This is a genomic window from Kineosporia sp. NBRC 101677 (genome assembly GCF_030269265.1).
GTDB lineage: Bacteria > Actinomycetota > Actinomycetes > Actinomycetales > Kineosporiaceae > Kineosporia > Kineosporia rhizophila.
Genome location: NZ_BSTA01000001.1, coordinates 545,151 through 564,608, shown reverse-complemented (window position 1 = coordinate 564,608; position 19,458 = coordinate 545,151). Strand labels below are relative to the sequence as shown.

The window sequence follows — 19,458 nt, the reverse complement described above, 5'->3', positions numbered from 1 at the left end:
CGCAGGACAGGCCCTAGGGGATCGCGGCCGGGGTGAGCCCCTTCTTCGCCCCCTTCAGGCTTTCCACGACCGAGGTGGTGCGGCGCAGCGCCTCGAGCAGCCGGGCGCGGTCGGTCGAGCCGTACTTCTTCGTGCGCAGCGCCTTACGCACGTCGAGCACCCGATAGGGCGGCTGCTTGGTCATCAGCAACGGCACGTACTCGGCCTGCTGCACGGTGAACCGGCGGGCGCCGGCCGGGCGTTCGAAGGTGAAGCGGGTGAGCAACCCCTCAGCGTTGGGGTCGCCGGGGGTGGAGTGGTCGGCGATCAGGTTGCCGAGGCCGTAGACCACCCAGGTCTTGCCGATCCGGGTCACCGGCTCGACCACGTGCGCGTGGTGGCTGATGATCAGGTCGAGCTTGCCCGAGCGGGCCAGTTCGGGGGCCAGCGAAGTCTGCTGCGAGGAGGGCGACTGATCGTATTCCGTGCCCCAATGCATCGCCGCCACCACCACGTCGGCCCCCTGTTTACGGGCGCGGGTGGCATCGCGCAGGATCCGCTCCGGCGAGATCAGGTTGGACCGCCAGGTCTGCCCGTCGGGCCAGTCCATGCCGTTGAAACCGTAGGTGTACGAGAGGAAGGCGACGCTGACCCCGTTCACGTCGAGCCGGGTGATCCGCCGCGACTCCTTCTCGGTGCGGGCCGAACCGGCGTGCTCGATCCCCGCCTCGTCGAGGCCGTCGAGCGTGCGGTCCACCCCGTCGGCGCCCTTGTCGAACGTGTGGTTGCTGGCCGTGCTGCACACGTCGTATCCGGTGGCGGCCAGGCCGTCGGCGATCTCGGGCGGTCCGGAGAACATTGGGTAGGCCGAGTACGGGCCGCCCTCGGGGGCCAGCGGGGTCTCCAGATGGCACAGCGCGACATCGGCCGCGTCGACGTACGGTTTCACCCCAGCCAGCATCGGACCGAAGTCCATCGACCCCGACCCGGTGCGCCGGGCGTCCTTCGTCGCCTGATCCCACAGCGATTCGTGCAACAGGACGTCCCCGGTCGCCACCAGACTGAAACGCTCGGTCGCGGGGGTGGGTGCGGCTGCCGGGGTGGTTGCCTCTGAACTGCTTGAGGACGCCGGTGCGCCTGTCTCGCTCACATCGTCCACTGGTGTTGTGGTTCCGGACGAACAGGACGCCAATACAGCGCAGAGCCCGGCTGCCATCATGGGCAGGAGCCGGGCTCTGCGGCCGTTCGGCCGGTTACCGGTGTGCAGCACGCACCGAGTATGGCGGTTGCCGCCGGTTCACCGGATTTGTCGTTGAACTCACCGGGTCACTCGGAGGGTGCCGGCCGAGACCGTGGTGCCCTTGATCCGCACGGTGCCCGAGTAGGTGAGCGTGAGCCGGTAGGTGCCAGTGTCCAGCTTGGGCAGCACCACCCAGCGCGATCCCCGGTTGGAGTAGGTCAGGTCGACCGAAGCGCTGCTCTTACGGCCGTTGTCGGCGGTCGCGGTCAGGGTCACCCGGCCCTGGGGCCGAGCCGTGCCCGGAACCTTGATCCGTACCTGGGCCTTGGCGTTCTGCGAGGCGGGCACCGGCCGGGGGTTGCGGTAGAAGCTCATCCGCGAGCCGACCTTGGTGGGGTTGAGCACCTGGGAGATCGGGACGGTCTCGAAGACGATCTCTTCCTTCCAGCCCACCACCCCGGTCTCGTAGAGGATGCCGAGGTTGCTGCCGAGCTGCACCAGGTCCGAGTACGCGGCCGGGGTGCTGTGCAGCTTCATCTGGTAGCGGCTGTCCCAGGTGCGGCCACCGGTGTCGCTCACGAAGATCGACATGTCCCGCCGGAGGTTGCGGTCCCGCTCGGCCGGGGAGGAGTAGAGCAGAACGTCGTCGTAGCGGCCGGTGGGGACCAGCGCGCTGCCCTGCACCGAGACCACCGGCAGCTTGGACCGGGTCAGCCCCTTGCCGGCCAGCGACCGGCCACCGTCCTTGGAGATCCCCCAGACCCGGGCCTGCCCGGCCGGAGTGCCGTGGCGGCCGGCCCGGTAGCTGATGAACACGTCGCCGTTGTCCGTCTCGGCGACCGTGCCCTCGATCCAGTTCTGCTTACGGCTGTGGTCCAGCTGGTGGTAGCCGACCTGCCAGGACTTGCCGTGGTCGTCGCTGTAGATGCCGTAGGCGCCGTAGACGCCCTCCTTGGTGCGGTAGACCACCGGGACGACCAGGCGGCCCTTGTTGGTGCGGGTCAGCTGGATGCCGTGACCCGGGCCGGGCATGCCGCCCCGGATGTCGTCGTTCGGCCGGATCTGGTTGGCCAGCAGCGGGGAGAACGACTTGCCGTCGTCGGTGCTGGTCTGCAGGTACAGGCCCTTGCCCCGGCCGCCGGAGTTCGGGCGCTCGGTGATGTTGGAGAACAGCAGGATCTTGCCGGTCTCCCGGTCGACCATGGCCGAGGGGCTGGCCACCCGGTTGGCGGCGTCGCTGGCGATCACCCGGGGCTCGCTCCAGGAGCAGCCACCGTCGGTGGAGCGGGCCAGGGCGATGTCGTAGTCGCCCATGTCGCTGGCGTCGCTGTTGTCCCGGGCCTCGGCGAAGGCCAGCAGCGTGCCCGCGTTGGTGCGCACCACCGAGGGGATGCGGTACCAGAGGGTCTTGGCCGGCTGGCTGCGGAACGGGGTGCTCACGCAGCGGGCGGCCTTCTGGACGCCGGTGACCTGCGGAGCGTGCGCGGACGAAGCTCCGGCGGAGGCGGAGACGGCGGTGCCGAGGGCGAGCCCGGACACGGCGGTGCAGCAGGCGATCAGGCCGCCGGCGAACCGGCGGAAGCTCGGACGGGTCATTCGGCGGTGTTCATCACGTCGAGGGCCACACGAACCGGATCGACACTGCTCGGTAGGTCTTGAGGGTACGGCTGGGTGAAGCGACTCACTCGATTCCATGAATCCCCCGAGGATCCGGAAAACGGTCGGACCTGAGGATATGATGATCATGGTTTCAGGGGTAAGTGAGAAATATTGACTGCAGATGTCTTTCGGGTGCACCGAGGCCTGCTCCAGGTACCCGGGGGCACCGCGGTTGCCGGACCCGGGCCTTGGCAAACGGCAGCGGCGGCCGGTGCCGAGACGGCAGGGTCACGCACCCTGACGTCTCCGGCACCGGCCGCCGCCGACTGCCCGGTCCTGCAACCTGCGCGGGCGGGATGTCCCGTCCCACCCGTGGGTGGTCAGGACCGGGGTCCGCTCGGCCGGGGGCTCAGACCGTGAAACCCCGCTGCCGGCGGAACACCTTGCGGGCCATGAACAGCGTCTGCACCACGGTGAAGATGTAGAGCACCGGCCAGCCCAGCGACAGGATCGCCGCCTGCACCCCGATCGACTGCTGGCTCCAGGCCAGGATCAGCAGGCCGAACACCGCCGCGAAGACCACCAGCGGGAAGATGTAGGCCGCGCCGCGACCCTTCTCGGCCGCCGCCTGGGCCGCCCAGTTGTCCTTCTCCACCCGGGCGAAGAACTGGGTCCAGGCCGAGAGGAAGTGGCCGATCCGGATCCACATGTAGATCTCCGACGGCAGCAGGAACGCGTAGGCGATGTCCGAGGCCGACTTGTCGTGCATGGCCAGGGCCAGGCGCAGGTTCAGCACCAGGGCGATCACCGGCGGGATCAGCCAGACCGGGTTGAACACGAAGGCGTCGATCGACAGCGCCGCGGCCAGCAGCAGCAGGAAGCTCATCCGGCTGAAGATGTTCGAGAGCATCGAGACGTTCTCGAACCAGCGCAGCCGCAGGTTCGGGTGCAGCGGCTGGCCCTTGGTGTCACCGCGCTGGCCCGGCCACATCAGGTCGATGGCGCCGTAGTTCCACTTCACCTGCTGGCCGTGCAGCGCCCGCAGGTCGGTCATCGCGCCGACGTAGGCCCGGGCCCGGGCGCTGATCTTGGTGCTGAAGCCGGCGTCGCGGATCTGCAGGCTGAGCTTGGAGTCCTCGACCTCGGAGTCGCGCACCCAGGGGGTGTGCTGGTGGTCGCGGATCATCACGGTCTGCAGGGCGTGCATCGAGAAGATGCTGAACTGGCCGCCGAGCACCGCCATGTTCCGGCCGCGCAGCAGGTTGTCCATGTTGAAGCCGGCGAACTGGGCGCGCTGGCCGGCCACCAGGAACTTGGCCATGCCGCCCTCGATCTTGGCCTTGTCGATCGAGTAGATGGCCGAGATGCCGCCGATCCGCGGGTCGTCGACGATCTCCTTCTCCAGCCACTCCACCGCGCGACGGTCGGCCGTGGTGTCGCCGTCGACGCCCAGCAGGTAGTCGTAGCCGCGGGCCAGACGGAAGCCGAAGTTCAGCGCGCCGACCTTCTTGTCCGGGTTCACGCCCATGTCGTGCACGTGGATGCTGGTCTCGTAGGTGGTGCCCTTGACCGTGCGGCGGTGCTTGCCCACGTAGCGGGTGGCGATCTCCACGGTGTCGTCGTCGGTGTTGTTCACCACCACGTGGATCACGTCCGGCAGCCGGGTCTGGGCCAGCAGCGACTCCAGCACGTCGGCGATGCTGTCCTGCTCGTTGTAGGCCGGGATCACGCAGGCGATCCGGGCGTGCCGGATCACCTCGAGGTCGCCGACCCGCCCGCCGGTGACCGGCCCGGGCTGGGCCGGCAGGTTCAGGGCGCGGGCGGCGGCCTGCTGACCGGCGTCGATCATCCGCTGGTGGAAGGGCCGGTGGTCGACGGCCTGCGGGGTGCGGCCGGCGGGCACGTCGGTGACCACGTGGACCTCGCCGGGCTCACGGGCGATGAGGATCTCGTTGCTGCTCACTGGGCTGCTCCTTCACTGACGACCTCGCTGCTTGAACGGGTGGAACCGGCGTTCAGCGCGACGGTGTCGAGCACGGTCTGACGGTAGAAGGCGCCCGAGCCGGGCGCGGTCTCGACCAGGAGGTCGAAGCGGATGTCGAGGGTGGTGCCGGTCTCCGCGGTGCCCGCGGGCAGGGCCAGCGCGGAGGTGTAGGAGAACGGCGGGGTGAGCACGAACTCGCCCTGGTCGTCGGCGAGCGGCGTCTCGGTTCCGTCACTGCTCAGGGTGGCGGCGAAGCGGGTCACCTTGACCGCGTGCTCGCGGTCGGCGCCTTCCAGTTCGGCCGACAGGTACACATCCGTGCTGGTCCCGTCGGTCCAGTAGATGATGACCAGGGCGTGGTCACCGACCGGCTTGCTGTGCTTCAGCGAGCCCTCGGCCAGTTCGCCGTCGGCGAAGGGGTCGGTGCTCGCGGTGGCCGCCGGAGTGCTCGAGGCGCTCGGGGTGGCCGTGGGCGACGGCTTCGTCACCGCGGCGACGCTCTTGACGTCGGTCTTCGCCATCGAGACGGACGGGCTCATCGAGGCCCACTCCATCGAGCAGCCGCTCAGGAGCAGCGGGAGGGACAGGGCCGAGGCCACCAGGGCGGTGTGCTTCAGGCGGCGCTTCGGGGCGAGGCCGGGGACACGGCGGTTGCCTTCGGAGGAGCCGTTACGGCGAGGCGTCTGGGACGGACGCCGGCCATGGGACAGGATGGTGCGCGGTCTGGACATGGAACCCCATTGCGTGACGATGGGTGTCGGCCGAGCGGCTTCTCGTCGTCGAGGAGGCCGTTTCGGTCGCTCTGTGTGACACCAAGTTCGCCACAGACCGCGGGTGTTACGGAAGGTAATCGCGATCCTTCCCTGCGTTTGGCTCACCGACTGTCACTGATCGAGCATCTTGCTCACGCTGCGTCGAGGGCGGGCGCATCTCACAGCACTGACGGCTGCGGTTCGCCGCTTATGGGCCCTCTGCCCGATCCGACAGTTGTCGTTTAAGGACTGGCGTGCTGGACAGCGCGTCGCTGTCGATGTCATGGGAAGAGGTAAACCAATGAAAGCCGTCCAGTACCGGAAGATCGGCCAGGGCCCCGAGGTCGTCGAGGTTCCCAAACCGCAGCCCGGTCCCGGTCAGGTCCTGCTGAAGGTCACGGCGGCCGGCCTCTGTCACTCCGACGAGGTCGTCATGTCCGCGCCGAACGCCCTGGGTTACGAACTGCCCATGACGCTGGGGCACGAGCCGGCCGGCATCGTCGAGGAACTCGGCGAGGGGGCCACCGGCATCGAGGTCGGTGCCCCGGTGATCGTGCACGGGTGCTGGGGCTGCGGAGTGTGCGAGATGTGCGCTGCCGGAAAGGAAATGCTCTGCCTGCGGGGCGTGTCCCCCAGCCCTGAAGGGCCGGGAGGTGCCCCCACTCACCGGGCCTGGGCTCCGACGGTGCGATGGCCGAGTACATGATCGTGGACACCCCGCGCCGTCTGGTGCCGATCGGTGACCTCGACCCGGTGCGGGCCGCCTCGCTCACCGATGCCGCCCTGACCCCGTACCAGGCCATCCTCTCGGTGCTGCCCAAGCTCAGGGGCGGCAGCACCACGGTGGTGATCGGCGTGGGCGGGCTCGGGCACGTGGCGGTCCAGCTGCTGCGCGAGCTCACCGGCACCCGGATCATCGCGATGGACGTGACCCAGGAGAAGCTCGACCTGGCCAAGGAGTGCGGCGCGCACGAGGTTCTGCCGTCCGGGCCGGAGGCGGCCGAGGCGGTCAAGAAGCTGACCGGCGGCCGGGGTGCCCATGTGGTGTTCGACTTCGTCGGCCTCGACAAGACCAGTGAACTGGCCGTGGCCTGCGCCGGCGTCGAGTCGCACGTGGTGATCGTCGGCGCCGGAGGTGGCGGGGTGAAGATCGGCTTCCTGTCGGTGCCGTACAACACCACCGTCTCCACCTCGCTCTGGGGTGGCCGGGCCGAGCTGGGGCAGCTCGTGACCATGGCCCAGCGCGGCCAGATCCACATCCAGACGCGTACTTTCAGCCTGGACCAGGTGCCCGAGGCCTACCGGCTGCTGCACGAGGGCCAGATCATCGGCCGGGCCGTGGGCGTGCCCTCGCTCTAGACCGGGTTCCGGAAGGTCGCTGCCCCAGCGACCTTCCGGTCGGCCTCGGCCTCAGGAGTCGCGCTGGGCGGCCTGGATCGCGGTGAGGGCGATCGTGTACACGATGTCGTCGACCAGGGCGCCCCGGGACAGGTCGTTCACCGGCTTGGCCAGCCCCTGCAGCATCGGGCCGATGCTGATCACGTCGGCGCTGCGCTGAACCGCCTTGTAGGTGGTGTTCCCGGTGTTCAGGTCGGGGAACACGAAGACCGTGGCCCGGCCGGCCACCGGGCTGTCCGGGGCCTTGCTGCGGGCGACCGAGGAGATGGCGGCCGCGTCGTACTGCAGTGGGCCGTCGGCCAGCAGTTCCGGGGCGCGCTCGTGCACGATCCGGGTGGCCTCGGTGACGGCCGCCACGTCGGTGCCCGAGCCCGAGCTGCCGGTGCTGAAGCTGATCATCGCCACCCGCGGCTCGATCCCGAAAGCCTCGGCCGAGCGCGCACTCTGGATCGCGATGTCGGCCAGCTGCGACGGTGTGGGGTTGGGGTTGACGGCGCAGTCGCCGTAGATGACCACCTCGTCGGGCAGGCACATGAAGAACACCGACGAGACCAGTTCGGCCCCCGGGGCGGTGCCCAGCAGTTGCAGGGCCGGGCGCACGGTGGCGGCGGTGGTGTGCACGGCGCCGGCCACCAGACCGTCCACCTCGTCCAGCCGCAGCATCATGGTGCCGAGCGTGATCGGGTCGGTCAGCTCGTCCTGGGCCCGCTCCGGGGTCATCCCCTTGTGCTTGCGGGCCTCGACCATCTTGTCCACGTACCGCTGGTCCACGTGCGTCGGGTCGATGATCTCCAGCCCATCGGGCAGTTTCAGCCCAAGGCCCTCGGCCTGCTTGCGCACCTCCTCCTCGGGAGCCAGCAGGACGCACTGGGCGATACCGCGCTGCTGGCACATCACGGCCGCGCGCAACGTGCGCGGCTCGCTGCCCTCGGGCAGGACGATCCGCTTCTTCACCGCCCGCGCCCGCATGGTCAGCCGGTGCCGGAACGCCGGCGGGCTGACCCGGGTCAGGTGGGTGGCCTGCGGCAGGTCGGCCATCCAGCCCGGGTCGAGCGACGCGGCCACCGTGGCGGCCGCCATCCGGGCCCGCTCGCGGTCGTCGGAGGGGATCTCCGGGTCGAAAGAGTTCAGCGTGAGCGCGGTCTCGTAGCTGTAGCCGTCGGTCACCAGGATCGGCAGACCGGTCGCGGCGGCGGGCTTGCACAGCTCCCACACCCGCGGGTCCGGCTCGATGCCCACGGTCAGCAGCAGGCCGGCCAGCCGCACCCCGTTCATCGCGGCCAGGCAGACCGCGAGGATCACGTCGTGCCGGTCACCCGGGACCACCACCAGGCGGCCCTCGCGCAGCAGCGGCAGCATGCCCGGCACCGACTGCGCAGCGATGATGATGTCCTTCACCCGGCGCCCGGACTCGCCCGGGCTGAGCACCTTCACGTTCAGCCCGGAGACCAGGTCGCTGGTGCGCGGCCAGGTCAGCTCCTCCTTGGCCGGCACCGCCCCGGCCAGCCGCAGCCCCACGTCGGCCAGCGCGTGGTGCAGTTCGGCCTTCTGCTGCGGCGTGGAACCGGTGACCCGGTTGACGATCGCGCCGATCACCCGGTCGTGCTCACCCCCGCGGTAGGTCTGCGCGGTGATCGACATCGAGCCGGCCGTCCGGGACACGTCACCGTCCACGTCGGCCCCGCTGACCAGCACCACGTCCGCGTCGAAGGCCTTGGCCAGGGCCAGGTTCACCCGGCCGGAGTAGACCCCGCCGGCGCCGCTGGCCAGGCCCTCCACGACCACCACGTCGTGCTCGGCCAGGAGCGGCTCGGCCGCCTCGACCGCCTGCTGCATCAGCACGTCGAGGCTGTTCTCGCTGAGCAGCTGCTCGGCCTGCTTGGCCGGGATCGGCTCCGGCGGTTCCAGGGTGGAGATCAGCCGGATCAGCGCGGTCGAGGTGTCGGCCACGTCGCCGCGCTCGCGGAACTGGGCCAGCGGCTTGTAGAAGCCGACGTCCACCCCGCGCTGCTGCAACGCCGCGACCACGCCGAGACACGTGGTGGTGAGTCCGGAGCCGTGTCCGGTGGGGACCATCAACAGGGTGCGGGTCATCGAGCACTCCAAATTACGGGCGGCGCACTGCTCGCGGTTCAGCCTGCCGTGTGGATGGCCCCCTCGCCCTCCGGCCTGGCGAGCAGATGTCTGGACAGGACGTTATCGAGGGGCCGGAGGTCCTGGGACACCCGGGCCCCCTGTCCCGGGCCCGAGTTCCGTGATCATCGGCACCAGCGTGGCGTTCGCTACTCCCGCCCACCCGCCCAACCGGCCCCGGCGAACCCCGACCGTGGTCCCCGGCCACCGACGTCCATAAGTTGACCGGCCACCCTGTTCCGGCGACCCGACCGCCCATCGCCGGCCACCCCCGTCCGCAATCGCCCGCCACCTCGGGCCGCGACCCGACTGCGGCCGGCGGGCACCGACGTCTGTTGTTCGCGCTCTACTCCGAAGCCAGCGCCTCCAGCACCTGCTCCCCGTAGCGTTCCAGCTTGGCCTGGCCCACCCCGTCGACCGTGCCCAGCGCGCTCAGGGTGGCGGGGCGCTGGGTGGCGATCTGCCGCAACGTCTTGTCGTGGAAGATCACGTAGGCGGGCAGCCCCTGCTCCTTGGCCACCCCCGCGCGCCAGGCCCGCAGCCGCTCGAACACCGGCGCGGCCTCGGGCGGCAGTTCCACCACGGGCTTCTTCGACGAGCCCCCGGACGAGCCACCGGACGAACGGGCCGCCTTCTCCGGCTCGCGGCGCATCATCACCTCGCGCTCGCGGCGCAGTACCCCGGCGCTGCCCTCGGTGAGCGTGAGAGTGCTGTACTCGCCCTCGACCGCGAGCAGGTTGTTGGCCAGCAACTGCCGCACCACCCCGCGCCACTGCGACTCGCTCAGCTCGGTGCCGATGCCGAACACGCTGAGCTGGTCGTGCCGGAACTTGGCCACCTTCTCGGTCTTCCTGCCCAGCAGGATGTCGATCGACTGCCCGGCGCCGAACTTCTGGTTCCGCTCGCTCTGCAGCCGGTACACCGTGGACAGCAGCTTCTGCGCCGGCACGGTGCCGTCCCAGGTCTGCGGTGGGTTCAGGCAGGTGTCGCAGTTGCCGCACGGTTCGGCCTGCTCGCCGAAGTAGTTGAGCAACCGGGTGCGCCGGCAGTCGACCGTCTCGCACAGCGCCAGCATCGCGTCGAGATGGGTGGACAGCATGCGGCGGTGGGCCAGGTCGCCCTCCGACCCGTCGATCATGCGGCGCTGCTGCACCACGTCGTTCATGCCGTAGGCCATCCACGCGGTGGAGGGCAGACCGTCGCGTCCGGCCCGGCCGGTCTCCTGGTAGTAGCCCTCGATCGACTTGGGCAGGTCGAGGTGGGCCACGAACCGCACGTCGGGCTTGTCGATCCCCATGCCGAAGGCGATCGTGGCCACCATCACCAGGCCGTCCTCGCGCAGGAACCGCGACTGATTGGTGGCCCGCACCCGCTGGTCGAGGCCGGCGTGGTAGGGCAGGGCGGGGATGCCGGCCGCACTCAGCGTCTCGGCCGTCTTCTCCACCGAGGCCCGGGACAGGCAGTAGACGATGCCCGCGTCGCCGTTGTGCTCGGTGCGCAGCAGATCGAGCAGCTGCTTGGTGGGGGAGTTCTTCGGCACGATCCGGTACTGGATGTTGGGCCGGTCGAAGCTGGCCACGAAATGCCGGGCCTGGCGCAGGTTCAGCCGCTGGGCGATCTCGTCGTGGGTGCGCGAGGTGGCGGTGGCGGTGAGCGCGATCCGGGGCACGTCGGGCCAGCGCTCGTGCAGCATCGACAGGGCCAGGTAGTCGGGCCGGAAGTCGTGCCCCCACTGGGCCACGCAGTGCGCCTCGTCGATCGCGAACAGGGCGATGTTGCCCCGCTCGAGCAGCCGCCAGGTGGCCGAGGTGCCGCCGCCGAGCGCCTCGGGAGCCAGGTAGAGCAGGTCGAGTTCGTCGGCCAGGAAAGCCTTCTCGACCTCGCGCCGGGTCTCGTAGTCCTGGCTGGAGTTGAGGAAGCCGGCCCGCACCCCGAGCGCCTGCAGGGCGTCGACCTGGTCCTGCATGAGGGCGATCAGCGGTGAGATGACGACGCCGACGCCGGGCCGCACCAGGGCGGGGATCTGGTAGCACAGTGACTTGCCGCCGCCGGTGGGCATCAGCACCAGTGCATCGCCGCCGCCGACCACCTGGTCGACGATCTCGCGCTGGCTGCCGCGGAACGAGTCGTAACCGAACACCCGGTGCAGCACCTCGAGAGCCGGGTCTGTCGTCGCCTCGGTAGCAGTCACCCGGGCGATTGTAGTTGTGGTGCCGCCGGGCCCGGGCGGGCTGTGGAAAAGCCGTCCGGGCCGGGAACACCCCGGGGCGGACAGCGTTGAACCTCAGGGATGCCGAGGGGAGCCTCATGACCGAGAAGAAGCCCGCCCACATGCGGCACGAGGACTGGGTCGAGCGTCAGTTGCGCGAGGCCCGCGAGCGCGGCGCCTTCGACAACCTCGACGGCCACGGCAAGCCGCTGCGCAGTCTGGACCGCCCGTTCTCGGCCGAGCAGTGGGCCCGCGACTGGGTCGAGCGTTCCGGCGGTGACCTGCAGGCTCTGCTGCCGCCCCTGCTGATCCTGCGCAAAGAGCGGGCGGCGTTGCTGCAGGCCCTGCCCACCATCGGCTCGGAGCAGGTGCTGCGCGAGACGGTCGCCGACTTCAACGCACGGTTGCTCGATCAGTACCGCCGCCCGATGGACGGGCCGTTGATCGCGGTCGGCGTGCTCGACGCGGACGAGACGGTGGCGCTTTGGCAGCAGGCCCGCCCTGAACCGGAACCGGTTCCTGAACCGGCGCCGTCGACCGCGCGACCGGGCCTGTTCGCCCGGGTGCGCACCCTCGTCCTGAATCGGAGAGGGCGCGCCCGGGGCGGATCCGTTCAGGACAGGTTGAGCCGGGTGACGCCGGCGTCCACCTCGTCGTCGGAGGTGTCGTGCTCGTGGCTGCGCCACGCGCCCCGTTCGCTCGGGCGGGTCGGCATCGCGGCGTCGTCCGGGCCGATGTCGTCCCAGTTCAGATGGTCGGGCGGGCCTAGTGACATCATCGTCCTCCCTTACTGGCGGTGAGTTCACGCTACGCCTGGTGGAGAATTCGCAGGCGCCGGGACACCCGTCCGGTCTACTCTGCCCCTTGACCTCGAGACGGGTTCAGGAATCAGGCTGGACACCGATGAGAAACGGCTGCGAGGCCGGTCCTTACTGACGCACCCGCGTGGGTGCCGCGTTGGTGCCGATCGATTCGGGAGGGGTGCGATGACCGACCTGGCTATCGAAACAGCCGGTCTGGTGAAGGTTTTCGGAGACATGCGCGCCGTCGACGGGGTGGATCTGCAGATCCCCACCGGAGGTGTGTACGGGGTGCTCGGTCCCAACGGGGCCGGCAAGACCACCACCATCCGGATGCTGGCCACACTGCTGAACCCGGACGGCGGCACCGCCACCGTGCTCGGCCACGACGTGGTGCGCGAGGCCGCCGAGGTCCGCGCCCGGGTGGCCATGACCGGTCAGTTCGCCTCGCTCGACGAGGACCTGACCGGCCTGGAGAACCTGATTCTGCTGAGCCGGCTGTACGGCTACGGGCGCTCGGCGGCGAGGGCCCGGGCGAGCGAGCTGCTGGCCGCGTTCGACCTCAGCGACGCGGCCAGCAAACAGGTCAAGGCCTACTCCGGAGGTATGCGCCGGCGCATCGACATCGCCGGCAGCATCGTCGTGCGGCCCGACCTGATGTTCCTCGACGAGCCGACCACGGGTCTCGACCCGCGCAGCCGCAACCAGGTCTGGGAGATCGTCCGGGCCCTGGTCGGGGCGGGCACCACGATCCTGCTCACCACCCAGTACCTGGAGGAGGCCGACCAGCTGGCCGACCGGATCGCGGTGATCGACCACGGCCGGGTGATCGCCGAGGGCACGAGCGGTCAGCTCAAGGCCTCGGTCGGGTCCGGGGCGGTCCGGGTCCGGGTGGCCGATCCGGCCGACCGCGACGCGGTGGCCCGGCTGCTGGGGGAGTCGCTCGGCGCCGAGCCGGTGCTGGAGTCCGACCCGGCCTCGATCTCGCTGCGCGTCTCCGACCCCACCGCGGTGGCCGGGGCCCTGCAGCGGGTCGGCGACCACGGCCTGGTGATCAGTGAGTACTCGCTCGGCCAGCCCAGTCTCGACGAGGTGTTCCTGGCCCTGACCGGCAAGCCGGCCGAAGAGACGCAGGAGGTGCCGGTATGAGCACCGGTGAGGCAGTCCGGCCCGTCCCCACCACGATGGACGCGAAGATCGTGGCCGCGCTGGGCTCGTCCGAGCGACCGCCCCGGGCCGGGGCGGTCAGCTCCTCGCTGACCTTCGGCTGGCGGGCCCTGCTGAAGATCAAGCACGTGCCCGAGCAGCTCTTCGACGTGACCATGTTCCCGATCATGTTCACGCTGATGTTCACCTACGTGTTCGGCGGCGCGGTCTCCGGCTCGCCGAAGGAGTACCTGCAGTACGCGCTGCCCGGCATCCTGGTCCAGAGCATCATCTTCATCACCATCTACACGGCGATGACGATCAACCAGGACATCGAGAAGGGCGTCTTCGACCGGATCCGCTCGCTGCCCGTCTGGCGTCCGTCCCTGCTGGTCGGGGCCCTGCTCGGCGACACCCTGCGCTACCTGATGGCCTCCACCATCGTGCTGCTGGTGGGGGTGCTGATCGGTTACCGGCCCCCGGGCGGCCTCCTCGGCCTGGTCGGGGCGGTGGGGCTGCTGCTGGTGTTCTGCTTCTCGCTCAGCTGGATCTGGCTGATCCTGGGGCTGAAGGTGCGCACCCCCAACGCGGTGATGGGCATCTCGATGATGGTCCTGTTCCCGCTCACCTTCGTCAGTTCGGTGTTCGCCCCGCCGGAGACGATGCCGGGCTGGCTGCAGGCCTTCGTCGACGTCAACCCGGTCACCCTGCTGGTCGAGGCGGCCCGGGGCCTGATGAACGACAACCCCGACTCCGGCGACATCCTCTTCGTGCTCGGCGCCTCGGTCGTGGTCACCGCGATCTTCTCGCCGATCGCGCTGCGGATGTACAACCGCAAGTCCTGACCACGCGGACGAGGCCCCTCATCCGCGCGGCGGATGAGGGGCCTTCGCGCTGCCCGCTGTCAGTCAGGCGGCCCGGGGCGGGTCGGAGTCACGCCACTCGCGGTCGGCGTCCACGTAGGCGGTCAGCCAGCCACCGGCCGGGTAGACGCCCACCACGACCCGGTTCTCGTGCCAGCCGCAGCCGACGGTGAGGGCCCCGGCGTCGGTGATCTCGATGTTCTGCGCGTCGTTGTAGAAGTCGGCGCTGGAGGTGCGGCCGTGGCCGTTGTGCCGGGCCAGAATCACGGTGACTGACATGCTGTGATCGTAGGATCGCTCACCGTGACACGCTCTGGGCGACACCTGAACGGCCCATCCGGGGGTTCCCCGCGGGCGGCGCGAGCATGGTCACATCGCCCGGTCTGCCAGAATTCCCGGTCATGAGTTCCCGCGTGGTCACTGCCTTCCGCGTCGTCGCCTTCGCCGAGGCGGTCAGCTGGCTCGGCCTGCTGATCGGCATGTTCGTCAAGTACGTGCCCGAGACGACCGAGGCCGGGGTGCAGATCTTCGGGCCGATCCACGGCGGGGTGTTCATGGTCTACGTCGTGCTGACCCTGGTGGTCTCACGCATCCAGCGCTGGTCGGTGCTCACCACGCTGATCGCGCTGGCCGCCTCGATCCCGCCGTTCGCCACCGTGGCCTTCGAGCTCTGGGCGAAGAAGACCGGCAAGCTCGAGCAGCCGGCTCTCGTCACCGCCTGACCTCGGCCCCCCGAACCTGACGTCCATGTTAGGTTCGGGTATGCGTATCGGAGAAGTGGCGGCCCGGTCCGGGGTCAGTGTGCGTTCGCTGCGGTACTACGAGGAGCAGGGCCTGCTGCATTCCGAGCGCAGTCCGAGCGGGCAGCGGCACTACGCCGAGGCCGCGGTCGAGCGGGTGAACCTGATCCAGTTGCTGTTCGCCGCCGGGCTCTCCAGCCGGACCATCCAGGAACTGCTGCCCTGCACGGTCACCGGCGTGGCCACCGACGGAACCCGGGCCCTGCTGCTGGCCGAGCGGGACCGGATCGACCGGCAGATGGCCGATCTGGCCACCGTCCGGGCCAAACTCGACCAGATCGTCGACGTGGCCCTCGACCCCAGCCAGCCCTGCGCCTCCACCACCGTCCCCGCCCCGGCGGAAAAGGCCCTTGTGGCTTGAGGTCCGGCGGTTCGCTGCCGAACACAGCGGTATGACGGACGACACGATGGCGATCGGGACGATGATGCTGGAGGCGGCGCCGCCGGTCTCGGGCGACCCGATCCTGCGGCTGTTCGCCAGCATCGCCGAGCAGGCCTCGTTCGACCTCGGGATCACCGTGTCGGTGGACGGCGCCCTGGTCACCGGAGTGCTGGTGGGGCAGGACGAGTGGTTGCGGCTGCTGGGCCAGACCCTGGACGGCGGTGAGTCGATCGCGACGTCGCTGCGCCGCTACCTGGACAAGGGTTTTCACGAGGCGGTCACCGAGGTGATCGAGCCGCTGCGCGAGGACCCGCAGCCCGAGGAGTACGAGTACCTGCACCTGCGTAACGCCCGCTACGTGATGGGGGAGTCGTTCGTGCCGACTCCGCCGACCGAGCCGGTGCTCTGGCGGGGCCGGATCGATCACATCTCCGGCTGGAGCTGGGGAACCGTCTCGGCCCACGCCACGGCCTGAGACCAGGAACGCCCGGCTGCTCAGGCAGCCGGGCGTCCTTAGTGTCGCGGGTGGATCAGTTGGGCAGGTTGCCCTGGTAGATGTAGTTGCGGCCGCTGCCGCCGACGAGCTTGTCCTTGCCGCCCTCGCCGCCGATCACGTCGCTGCCGGCGTCGCCGTAGATCTTGTCGTTGCCCGCACCGCCGGTGAGGATGTCGTTCCCCGTGCCGCCGCGGATGGTGTCGACGCCCGCGTCACCGGTGACGATGTCCAGGCCGGCGTCGCCGTAGATCTTGTCGTTGCCCTTGCCGCCGAGGATGACGTCGTCGCCGCTGCCGCCCCAGATCGAGTCGTTGCCCGAGTCGGCCAGGATCTGGTCGACCCCGCCCTCGCCGTAGATCTTGTCGTTACCGGCGTTGCCCGCGATCAGGTCGTCGCCGTTGCCCGCGCAGATGATGTCGTTGCCGCCGCGGCCCTCGATGTAGTCCACTCCGCCCCGGGCGACGAAGACGTCGACGCCGCCGGTGCCGACCAGCGAGTCGTCACCGTTGGTGCCGATCACCGTCGCGGTCTTGCCGCCGCACTTCAGCGTGGCCGCCTGCGCGGGGCCGGCAGCACCCAGCACCAGGCCGCCGAGAACGGTGGCGGACAGGCCGAGGACCGCGAAACGCTTGCGCACGTTCAACAAACTGCTGCTCCCTGAATTCGTCCGGGTCCGGCTCCGGGCCCGGGCTGCAGCTGTCACGTCGATCAGCTGTCACACCGTGGGCCGAACCCACGGCAGTGTGACGCTACTGATCGGTCACAAAAGCCGCGGTGTTATGCGCTGTGACCTGATCCACAGTTTCCGCACCGCCCTGCCAACGATGTCAGCGCGGCCCGTCACCCTGGTGCTCGGAGTTCGCCCCGGCACCGCCGTCGAGCTTGTCCCGGCCCGCGCCTCCGGCCAGGTAGTCCGCACCCGGACCGCCCTGGAGGGTGTCGTTCCCGGCGTTGCCGAGCAGGTCGTCCACCCCGTCGCCGCCCGAGATGGTGTCGTTCCCGGTGCCTCCGGAGAGGTCGTCGGAGCCGGAGTTGCCGTAGATCCGGTCGTTGCCGGCGCCGCCCACCACGGTGTCCACGCCCGATCCGGCCCACAGCCGGTCGTCGCCGGAGTTGCCGCTGACCAGGTCGACCCCGCTGTCCGCCTGGACGCGGTCGTCACCGGTACCGCCGGCGACCACGTCGTTGCCGGAGCCGGCGCAGATCAGGTCGTCGCCGCCCCGGCCCTCGACGAAGTCGTTGCCGGCCCGGCCGACGATGACGTCGACCCCCTCGGTGCCGATCAGGGTGTCGGCGCTGTCGGTGCCGACCATGGTGGCTCGCTTGCCCTGGCACTTGGGTACGGCGGCCTCGGCCGGGCCGGTGAGGCCGATGATGAAGGCACCGGCCACGGTGGCCACGGCGATTCGCTTGCCCAAGGTCACGAGCATCTCCCTCGATCGGTTCGCTTGACCCGCCGAGGCTAGCTCACGAATTGGTAACGACGCCCGGTCCGCCCTGCTCGCCCGGCCGCCCGCTGAGCCAGCCGGTCAGGCGCCCGGCGTGGGCGGGGCTGAACTTGGCGGCCACCTCGCCGGCCAGGTCGAGCACGGTGACGGCGCGCAGTGACTCGCGCCAGGCCTTCTCGGCCGCGGCCATCGTGCGGGCGATGCCGCACGGCTCCAGGCACTGCTCGGGCGGGGTGGCCAGCGGGCCCCGTTGCCGGATCTCGGTGCAGACGAAGGCGGGCCGGGAGCCGTCGACGGCGCGGACGATGTCGAGCACGGTGATCTGGCCGGGGGGCCGGCCCAGCACGTAACCGCCGTCCTTGCCCTGCACCGACTTGATGATCGTGGCCCGGGACAGCGCCTGCAGCTGCTTGGCCAGGTAACTGCCGGACACGTCGTGGAACTCGGCCAGCCGGGCGGCCGGCACCGGACGCTCGGCGGCGGTGAGCACCACGCAGCAGTGCACCGCCCACTCGACGCCGTCGGACATCTTCATCCGCACATCGTAGTTGACTCGGACCGAATGTGTCCGAGTAAGGTTGAGGTACTCGGACACAAACGATCCGAGTTAGCCGGTGAAAGGTGATGGGTCATGAAGGTCGTCGTGCTCGGCGGTAGCGGTCTGGTCGGTTCCCAGGTGGTCGGCATCCTCGGTGCGCAGGGGCACGAGGTGCTCGCGGCCTCGCCCTCCACCGGGGTGAACACGCTGACCGGCGAGGGGGTCGAGGCGGCCCTGGCCGGCGCCGAGGTGGTCGTCGACGTGACCAACACGGCCGACTTCTCCCAGGCCCGCGCGTTCTTCACCACCTCGACCGTCACCCTGCTCAAGGCCGCCGAGGCGGCCGGGGTCAAACACCTGGTGGCGCTCTCGATCGTCGGTGTCGACACCGTGCCGGACAGCGACAGCGGCTACCTGCAGGCCAAGGTGGCGCAGGAGCAGCTGATCGAGGCCGGGGCGGTGCCCTACACGATCGTCCGGGCCACCCAGTTCTTCGAGTTCGCCCAAGGCATCGCCGGCATGTCCACCGGCGAGGACGGCAAGGCCCACCTGTCCACCGCCTACATCCAGCCGATCGCCGCCTCCGAGGTGGCCCGGATCGTGGCCGAGGTGGCGGTCGGGCAGCCGCGGCAGGGGCACGTCGACATCGCCGGTCCGCAGCGATTCGGCCTGGACGAGTACATCCGGCTGGCCGTGCCGGAGATCGAGGTGGTGACCGACGAGAGTGCCGGTTACGCCGGTGTGCAGCTGCAGCCGACCACGCTCGTCCCGGTCGGCGAGGCCGTGCTGTCCGAGGTCACCCTGGCGGCCTGGCAGGAGGCGCAGCGATGAGGATCGCGGTCGCCGGGGGCACCGGCACGGTGGGCCGGCACGTGGCCGACGCCGTCACCGAGCGCGGGCACGAGCTGGTCCTGCTCACCCGCTCGGCCGGGGTCGACCTGGTCAGCGGCGAAGGGCTGGACCTGACCGGGGTGGACGTGGTCGTCGACGTCACCTCGAAGATGACCCAGAAGGCGGCCGAGGCACAGGCCTTCTTCGGTGCGGTCACCCGCAATCTGCTGGCCGCCGAGCAGGTGGCCGGGGTCCGGCACCACCTGGTGCTCTCGATCGTCGGCATCGACACCTCGCCCAGCGCCTACTACACCGGGAAGCTGCTGCAGGAGAAACTGGTTCAGGCCGGTGAGGTGCCCTGGACGATCCTGCGGGCCACCCAGTTCCACGAGTTCGCCACCCAGATCCTGGGCGTGATCGGGGTGGGGCCGCTGCACCTGATCCCGGTGATGCGCAACGAGCCGGTCGCCGCCCGCGAGGTGGCCGGGCACCTGCTCGACCTGGCGCTGAAGCCCGCAGCCGGGCGGGTGCCCGACCTCGGGGGCCCGCAGGAGGAGAAGATGGTGGACATGGTCCGCGCCTATCTGAAGCACACCGGCAGAACCGGTTTCGTGCTTCCGGTGCCGGTTCCCGGCGCCTCCGGGAAGGCCATGCGCAATGGCACCCTGGTCACCGGGCCGGGTGCCGTTCACGGCCGGCAGACCTACGCGCAGTGGCTGGCCGAGCAGCCTCAGGGGTAAATGTCCGGCCCGCAGCACTGCCCCGGATCGTTCCCGGCGCTTAGCCTGACTCGGCAACGATGTGGTTGACGGGCGGAGGGTGAGCGGCATGTGGGCTTATCGGCTGGCGGGTCCGGGACG

At 70.0% G+C, this 19,458-nt stretch carries 18 protein-coding genes and 1 pseudogene; 9 read left to right on the top strand and 10 right to left on the bottom strand.

What is annotated here, in order from left to right:
- Positions 1-13 precede the first annotated feature (13 nt).
- The 4 genes from QSK18_RS02575 to QSK18_RS02560 form a co-directional block, all read right to left on the bottom strand.
- Positions 14-1,195 (bottom strand): CapA family protein, encoded by a 1,182-nt coding sequence (locus tag QSK18_RS02575; protein WP_269809442.1) that lies wholly within the window; start codon positions 1,193-1,195, stop codon positions 14-16.
- A 102-nt stretch (positions 1,196-1,297) separates the two neighbouring features.
- Positions 1,298-2,815 (bottom strand): sialidase family protein, encoded by a 1,518-nt coding sequence (locus QSK18_RS02570; RefSeq protein ID WP_285616464.1) that lies wholly within the window; start codon positions 2,813-2,815, stop codon positions 1,298-1,300.
- Positions 2,816-3,227: 412 nt separating this feature from the next.
- Positions 3,228-4,781, bottom strand: a complete 1,554-nt coding sequence (locus tag QSK18_RS02565) for a glycosyltransferase family 2 protein (protein ID WP_232808274.1) — start codon at positions 4,779-4,781, stop codon at positions 3,228-3,230.
- Positions 4,778-5,533 carry a hypothetical protein gene (locus QSK18_RS02560; RefSeq protein ID WP_285616463.1) on the bottom strand — a complete coding sequence of 252 codons (756 nt, stop codon included), beginning with the start codon at positions 5,531-5,533 and terminating at the stop codon, positions 4,778-4,780. Before QSK18_RS02560 ends, QSK18_RS02565 begins: the two co-directional genes overlap by 4 nt.
- 322 nt (positions 5,534-5,855) lie before the next feature.
- On the opposite strand from QSK18_RS02560, the pseudogene QSK18_RS35830 reads away from it, so the two are divergent.
- Positions 5,856-6,913 (top strand): annotated as a pseudogene (locus QSK18_RS35830) (NAD(P)-dependent alcohol dehydrogenase).
- Positions 6,914-6,964: 51 nt separating this feature from the next.
- Here QSK18_RS35830 and pta read toward each other — a convergent pair.
- Together pta and recQ are read right to left on the bottom strand one after the other, a co-directional pair.
- Entirely contained in the window at positions 6,965-9,046 is a 2,082-nt protein-coding gene (pta, locus tag QSK18_RS02545; protein ID WP_232808270.1) for a phosphate acetyltransferase, read from the bottom strand.
- Positions 9,047-9,431: 385 nt separating this feature from the next.
- Entirely contained in the window at positions 9,432-11,276 is a 1,845-nt protein-coding gene (recQ, locus tag QSK18_RS02540; protein WP_232808269.1) for a DNA helicase RecQ, read from the bottom strand.
- A 116-nt stretch (positions 11,277-11,392) separates the two neighbouring features.
- Between recQ and QSK18_RS02535 the strand changes: the two genes are divergently transcribed.
- The 3 genes from QSK18_RS02535 to QSK18_RS02525 all read left to right on the top strand — a co-directional run bounded on the left by QSK18_RS02535 (position 11,393) and on the right by QSK18_RS02525 (position 14,085).
- The gene (locus tag QSK18_RS02535) at positions 11,393-12,094 is read left to right on the top strand and encodes a DnaJ family domain-containing protein (RefSeq protein WP_285616460.1); all 702 of its coding nucleotides are present in this window, start codon (positions 11,393-11,395) and stop codon (positions 12,092-12,094) included.
- A gap of 186 nt (positions 12,095-12,280) precedes the next feature.
- Positions 12,281-13,243, top strand: coding sequence for an ATP-binding cassette domain-containing protein (locus tag QSK18_RS02530; protein ID WP_232808266.1), 963 nt, complete (start codon positions 12,281-12,283; stop codon positions 13,241-13,243).
- A 35-nt stretch (positions 13,244-13,278) separates the two neighbouring features.
- Positions 13,279-14,085, top strand: a complete 807-nt coding sequence (locus QSK18_RS02525) for an ABC transporter permease (RefSeq protein ID WP_352396458.1) — start codon at positions 13,279-13,281, stop codon at positions 14,083-14,085.
- Positions 14,086-14,148: 63 nt separating this feature from the next.
- On the opposite strand, the gene QSK18_RS02520 is transcribed toward QSK18_RS02525, so the two are convergent.
- Positions 14,149-14,382 (bottom strand): hypothetical protein, encoded by a 234-nt coding sequence (locus QSK18_RS02520; RefSeq protein ID WP_232808264.1) that lies wholly within the window; start codon positions 14,380-14,382, stop codon positions 14,149-14,151.
- Between the two features lie 122 nt (positions 14,383-14,504).
- On the opposite strand from QSK18_RS02520, the gene QSK18_RS02515 reads away from it, so the two are divergent.
- The 3 genes from QSK18_RS02515 to gvpU are packed head-to-tail and all read left to right on the top strand — an operon-like array spanning position 14,505 to position 15,760.
- Positions 14,505-14,825, top strand: coding sequence for a DUF3817 domain-containing protein (locus tag QSK18_RS02515; RefSeq protein ID WP_232808263.1), 321 nt, complete (start codon positions 14,505-14,507; stop codon positions 14,823-14,825).
- 40 nt (positions 14,826-14,865) lie between these two features.
- The gene (locus QSK18_RS02510; protein ID WP_285616458.1) at positions 14,866-15,264 is read left to right on the top strand and encodes a MerR family transcriptional regulator; all 399 of its coding nucleotides are present in this window, start codon (positions 14,866-14,868) and stop codon (positions 15,262-15,264) included.
- A 31-nt stretch (positions 15,265-15,295) separates the two neighbouring features.
- Positions 15,296-15,760: a gas vesicle accessory protein GvpU gene (gene gvpU / locus QSK18_RS02505; protein ID WP_232808261.1), complete on the top strand. Its 465-nt coding sequence runs from the start codon at positions 15,296-15,298 to the stop codon at positions 15,758-15,760.
- Between the two features lie 55 nt (positions 15,761-15,815).
- On the opposite strand, the gene QSK18_RS02500 is transcribed toward gvpU, so the two are convergent.
- From QSK18_RS02500 to QSK18_RS02490, 3 genes are all read right to left on the bottom strand, one after another.
- Positions 15,816-16,418, bottom strand: a complete 603-nt coding sequence (locus QSK18_RS02500; RefSeq protein WP_285616457.1) for a calcium-binding protein — start codon at positions 16,416-16,418, stop codon at positions 15,816-15,818.
- A 190-nt stretch (positions 16,419-16,608) separates the two neighbouring features.
- Entirely contained in the window at positions 16,609-17,205 is a 597-nt protein-coding gene (locus tag QSK18_RS02495; RefSeq protein ID WP_285616456.1) for a calcium-binding protein, read from the bottom strand.
- A gap of 43 nt (positions 17,206-17,248) precedes the next feature.
- Positions 17,249-17,764, bottom strand: coding sequence for an RrF2 family transcriptional regulator (locus QSK18_RS02490; protein ID WP_232808258.1), 516 nt, complete (start codon positions 17,762-17,764; stop codon positions 17,249-17,251).
- 96 nt (positions 17,765-17,860) lie between these two features.
- Here QSK18_RS02490 and QSK18_RS02485 point away from each other — a divergent pair, with 96 nt between their 5' ends.
- Together QSK18_RS02485 and QSK18_RS02480 are read left to right on the top strand one after the other, a co-directional pair.
- Positions 17,861-18,598, top strand: coding sequence for an SDR family oxidoreductase (locus QSK18_RS02485; RefSeq protein ID WP_285616455.1), 738 nt, complete (start codon positions 17,861-17,863; stop codon positions 18,596-18,598).
- On the top strand, positions 18,595-19,338 hold the full coding sequence (locus QSK18_RS02480; RefSeq protein ID WP_232808256.1) for an SDR family oxidoreductase: 744 nt from the start codon (positions 18,595-18,597) through the stop codon (positions 19,336-19,338). Before QSK18_RS02485 ends, QSK18_RS02480 begins: the two co-directional genes overlap by 4 nt.
- Positions 19,339-19,458: the final 120 nt, after the last annotated feature.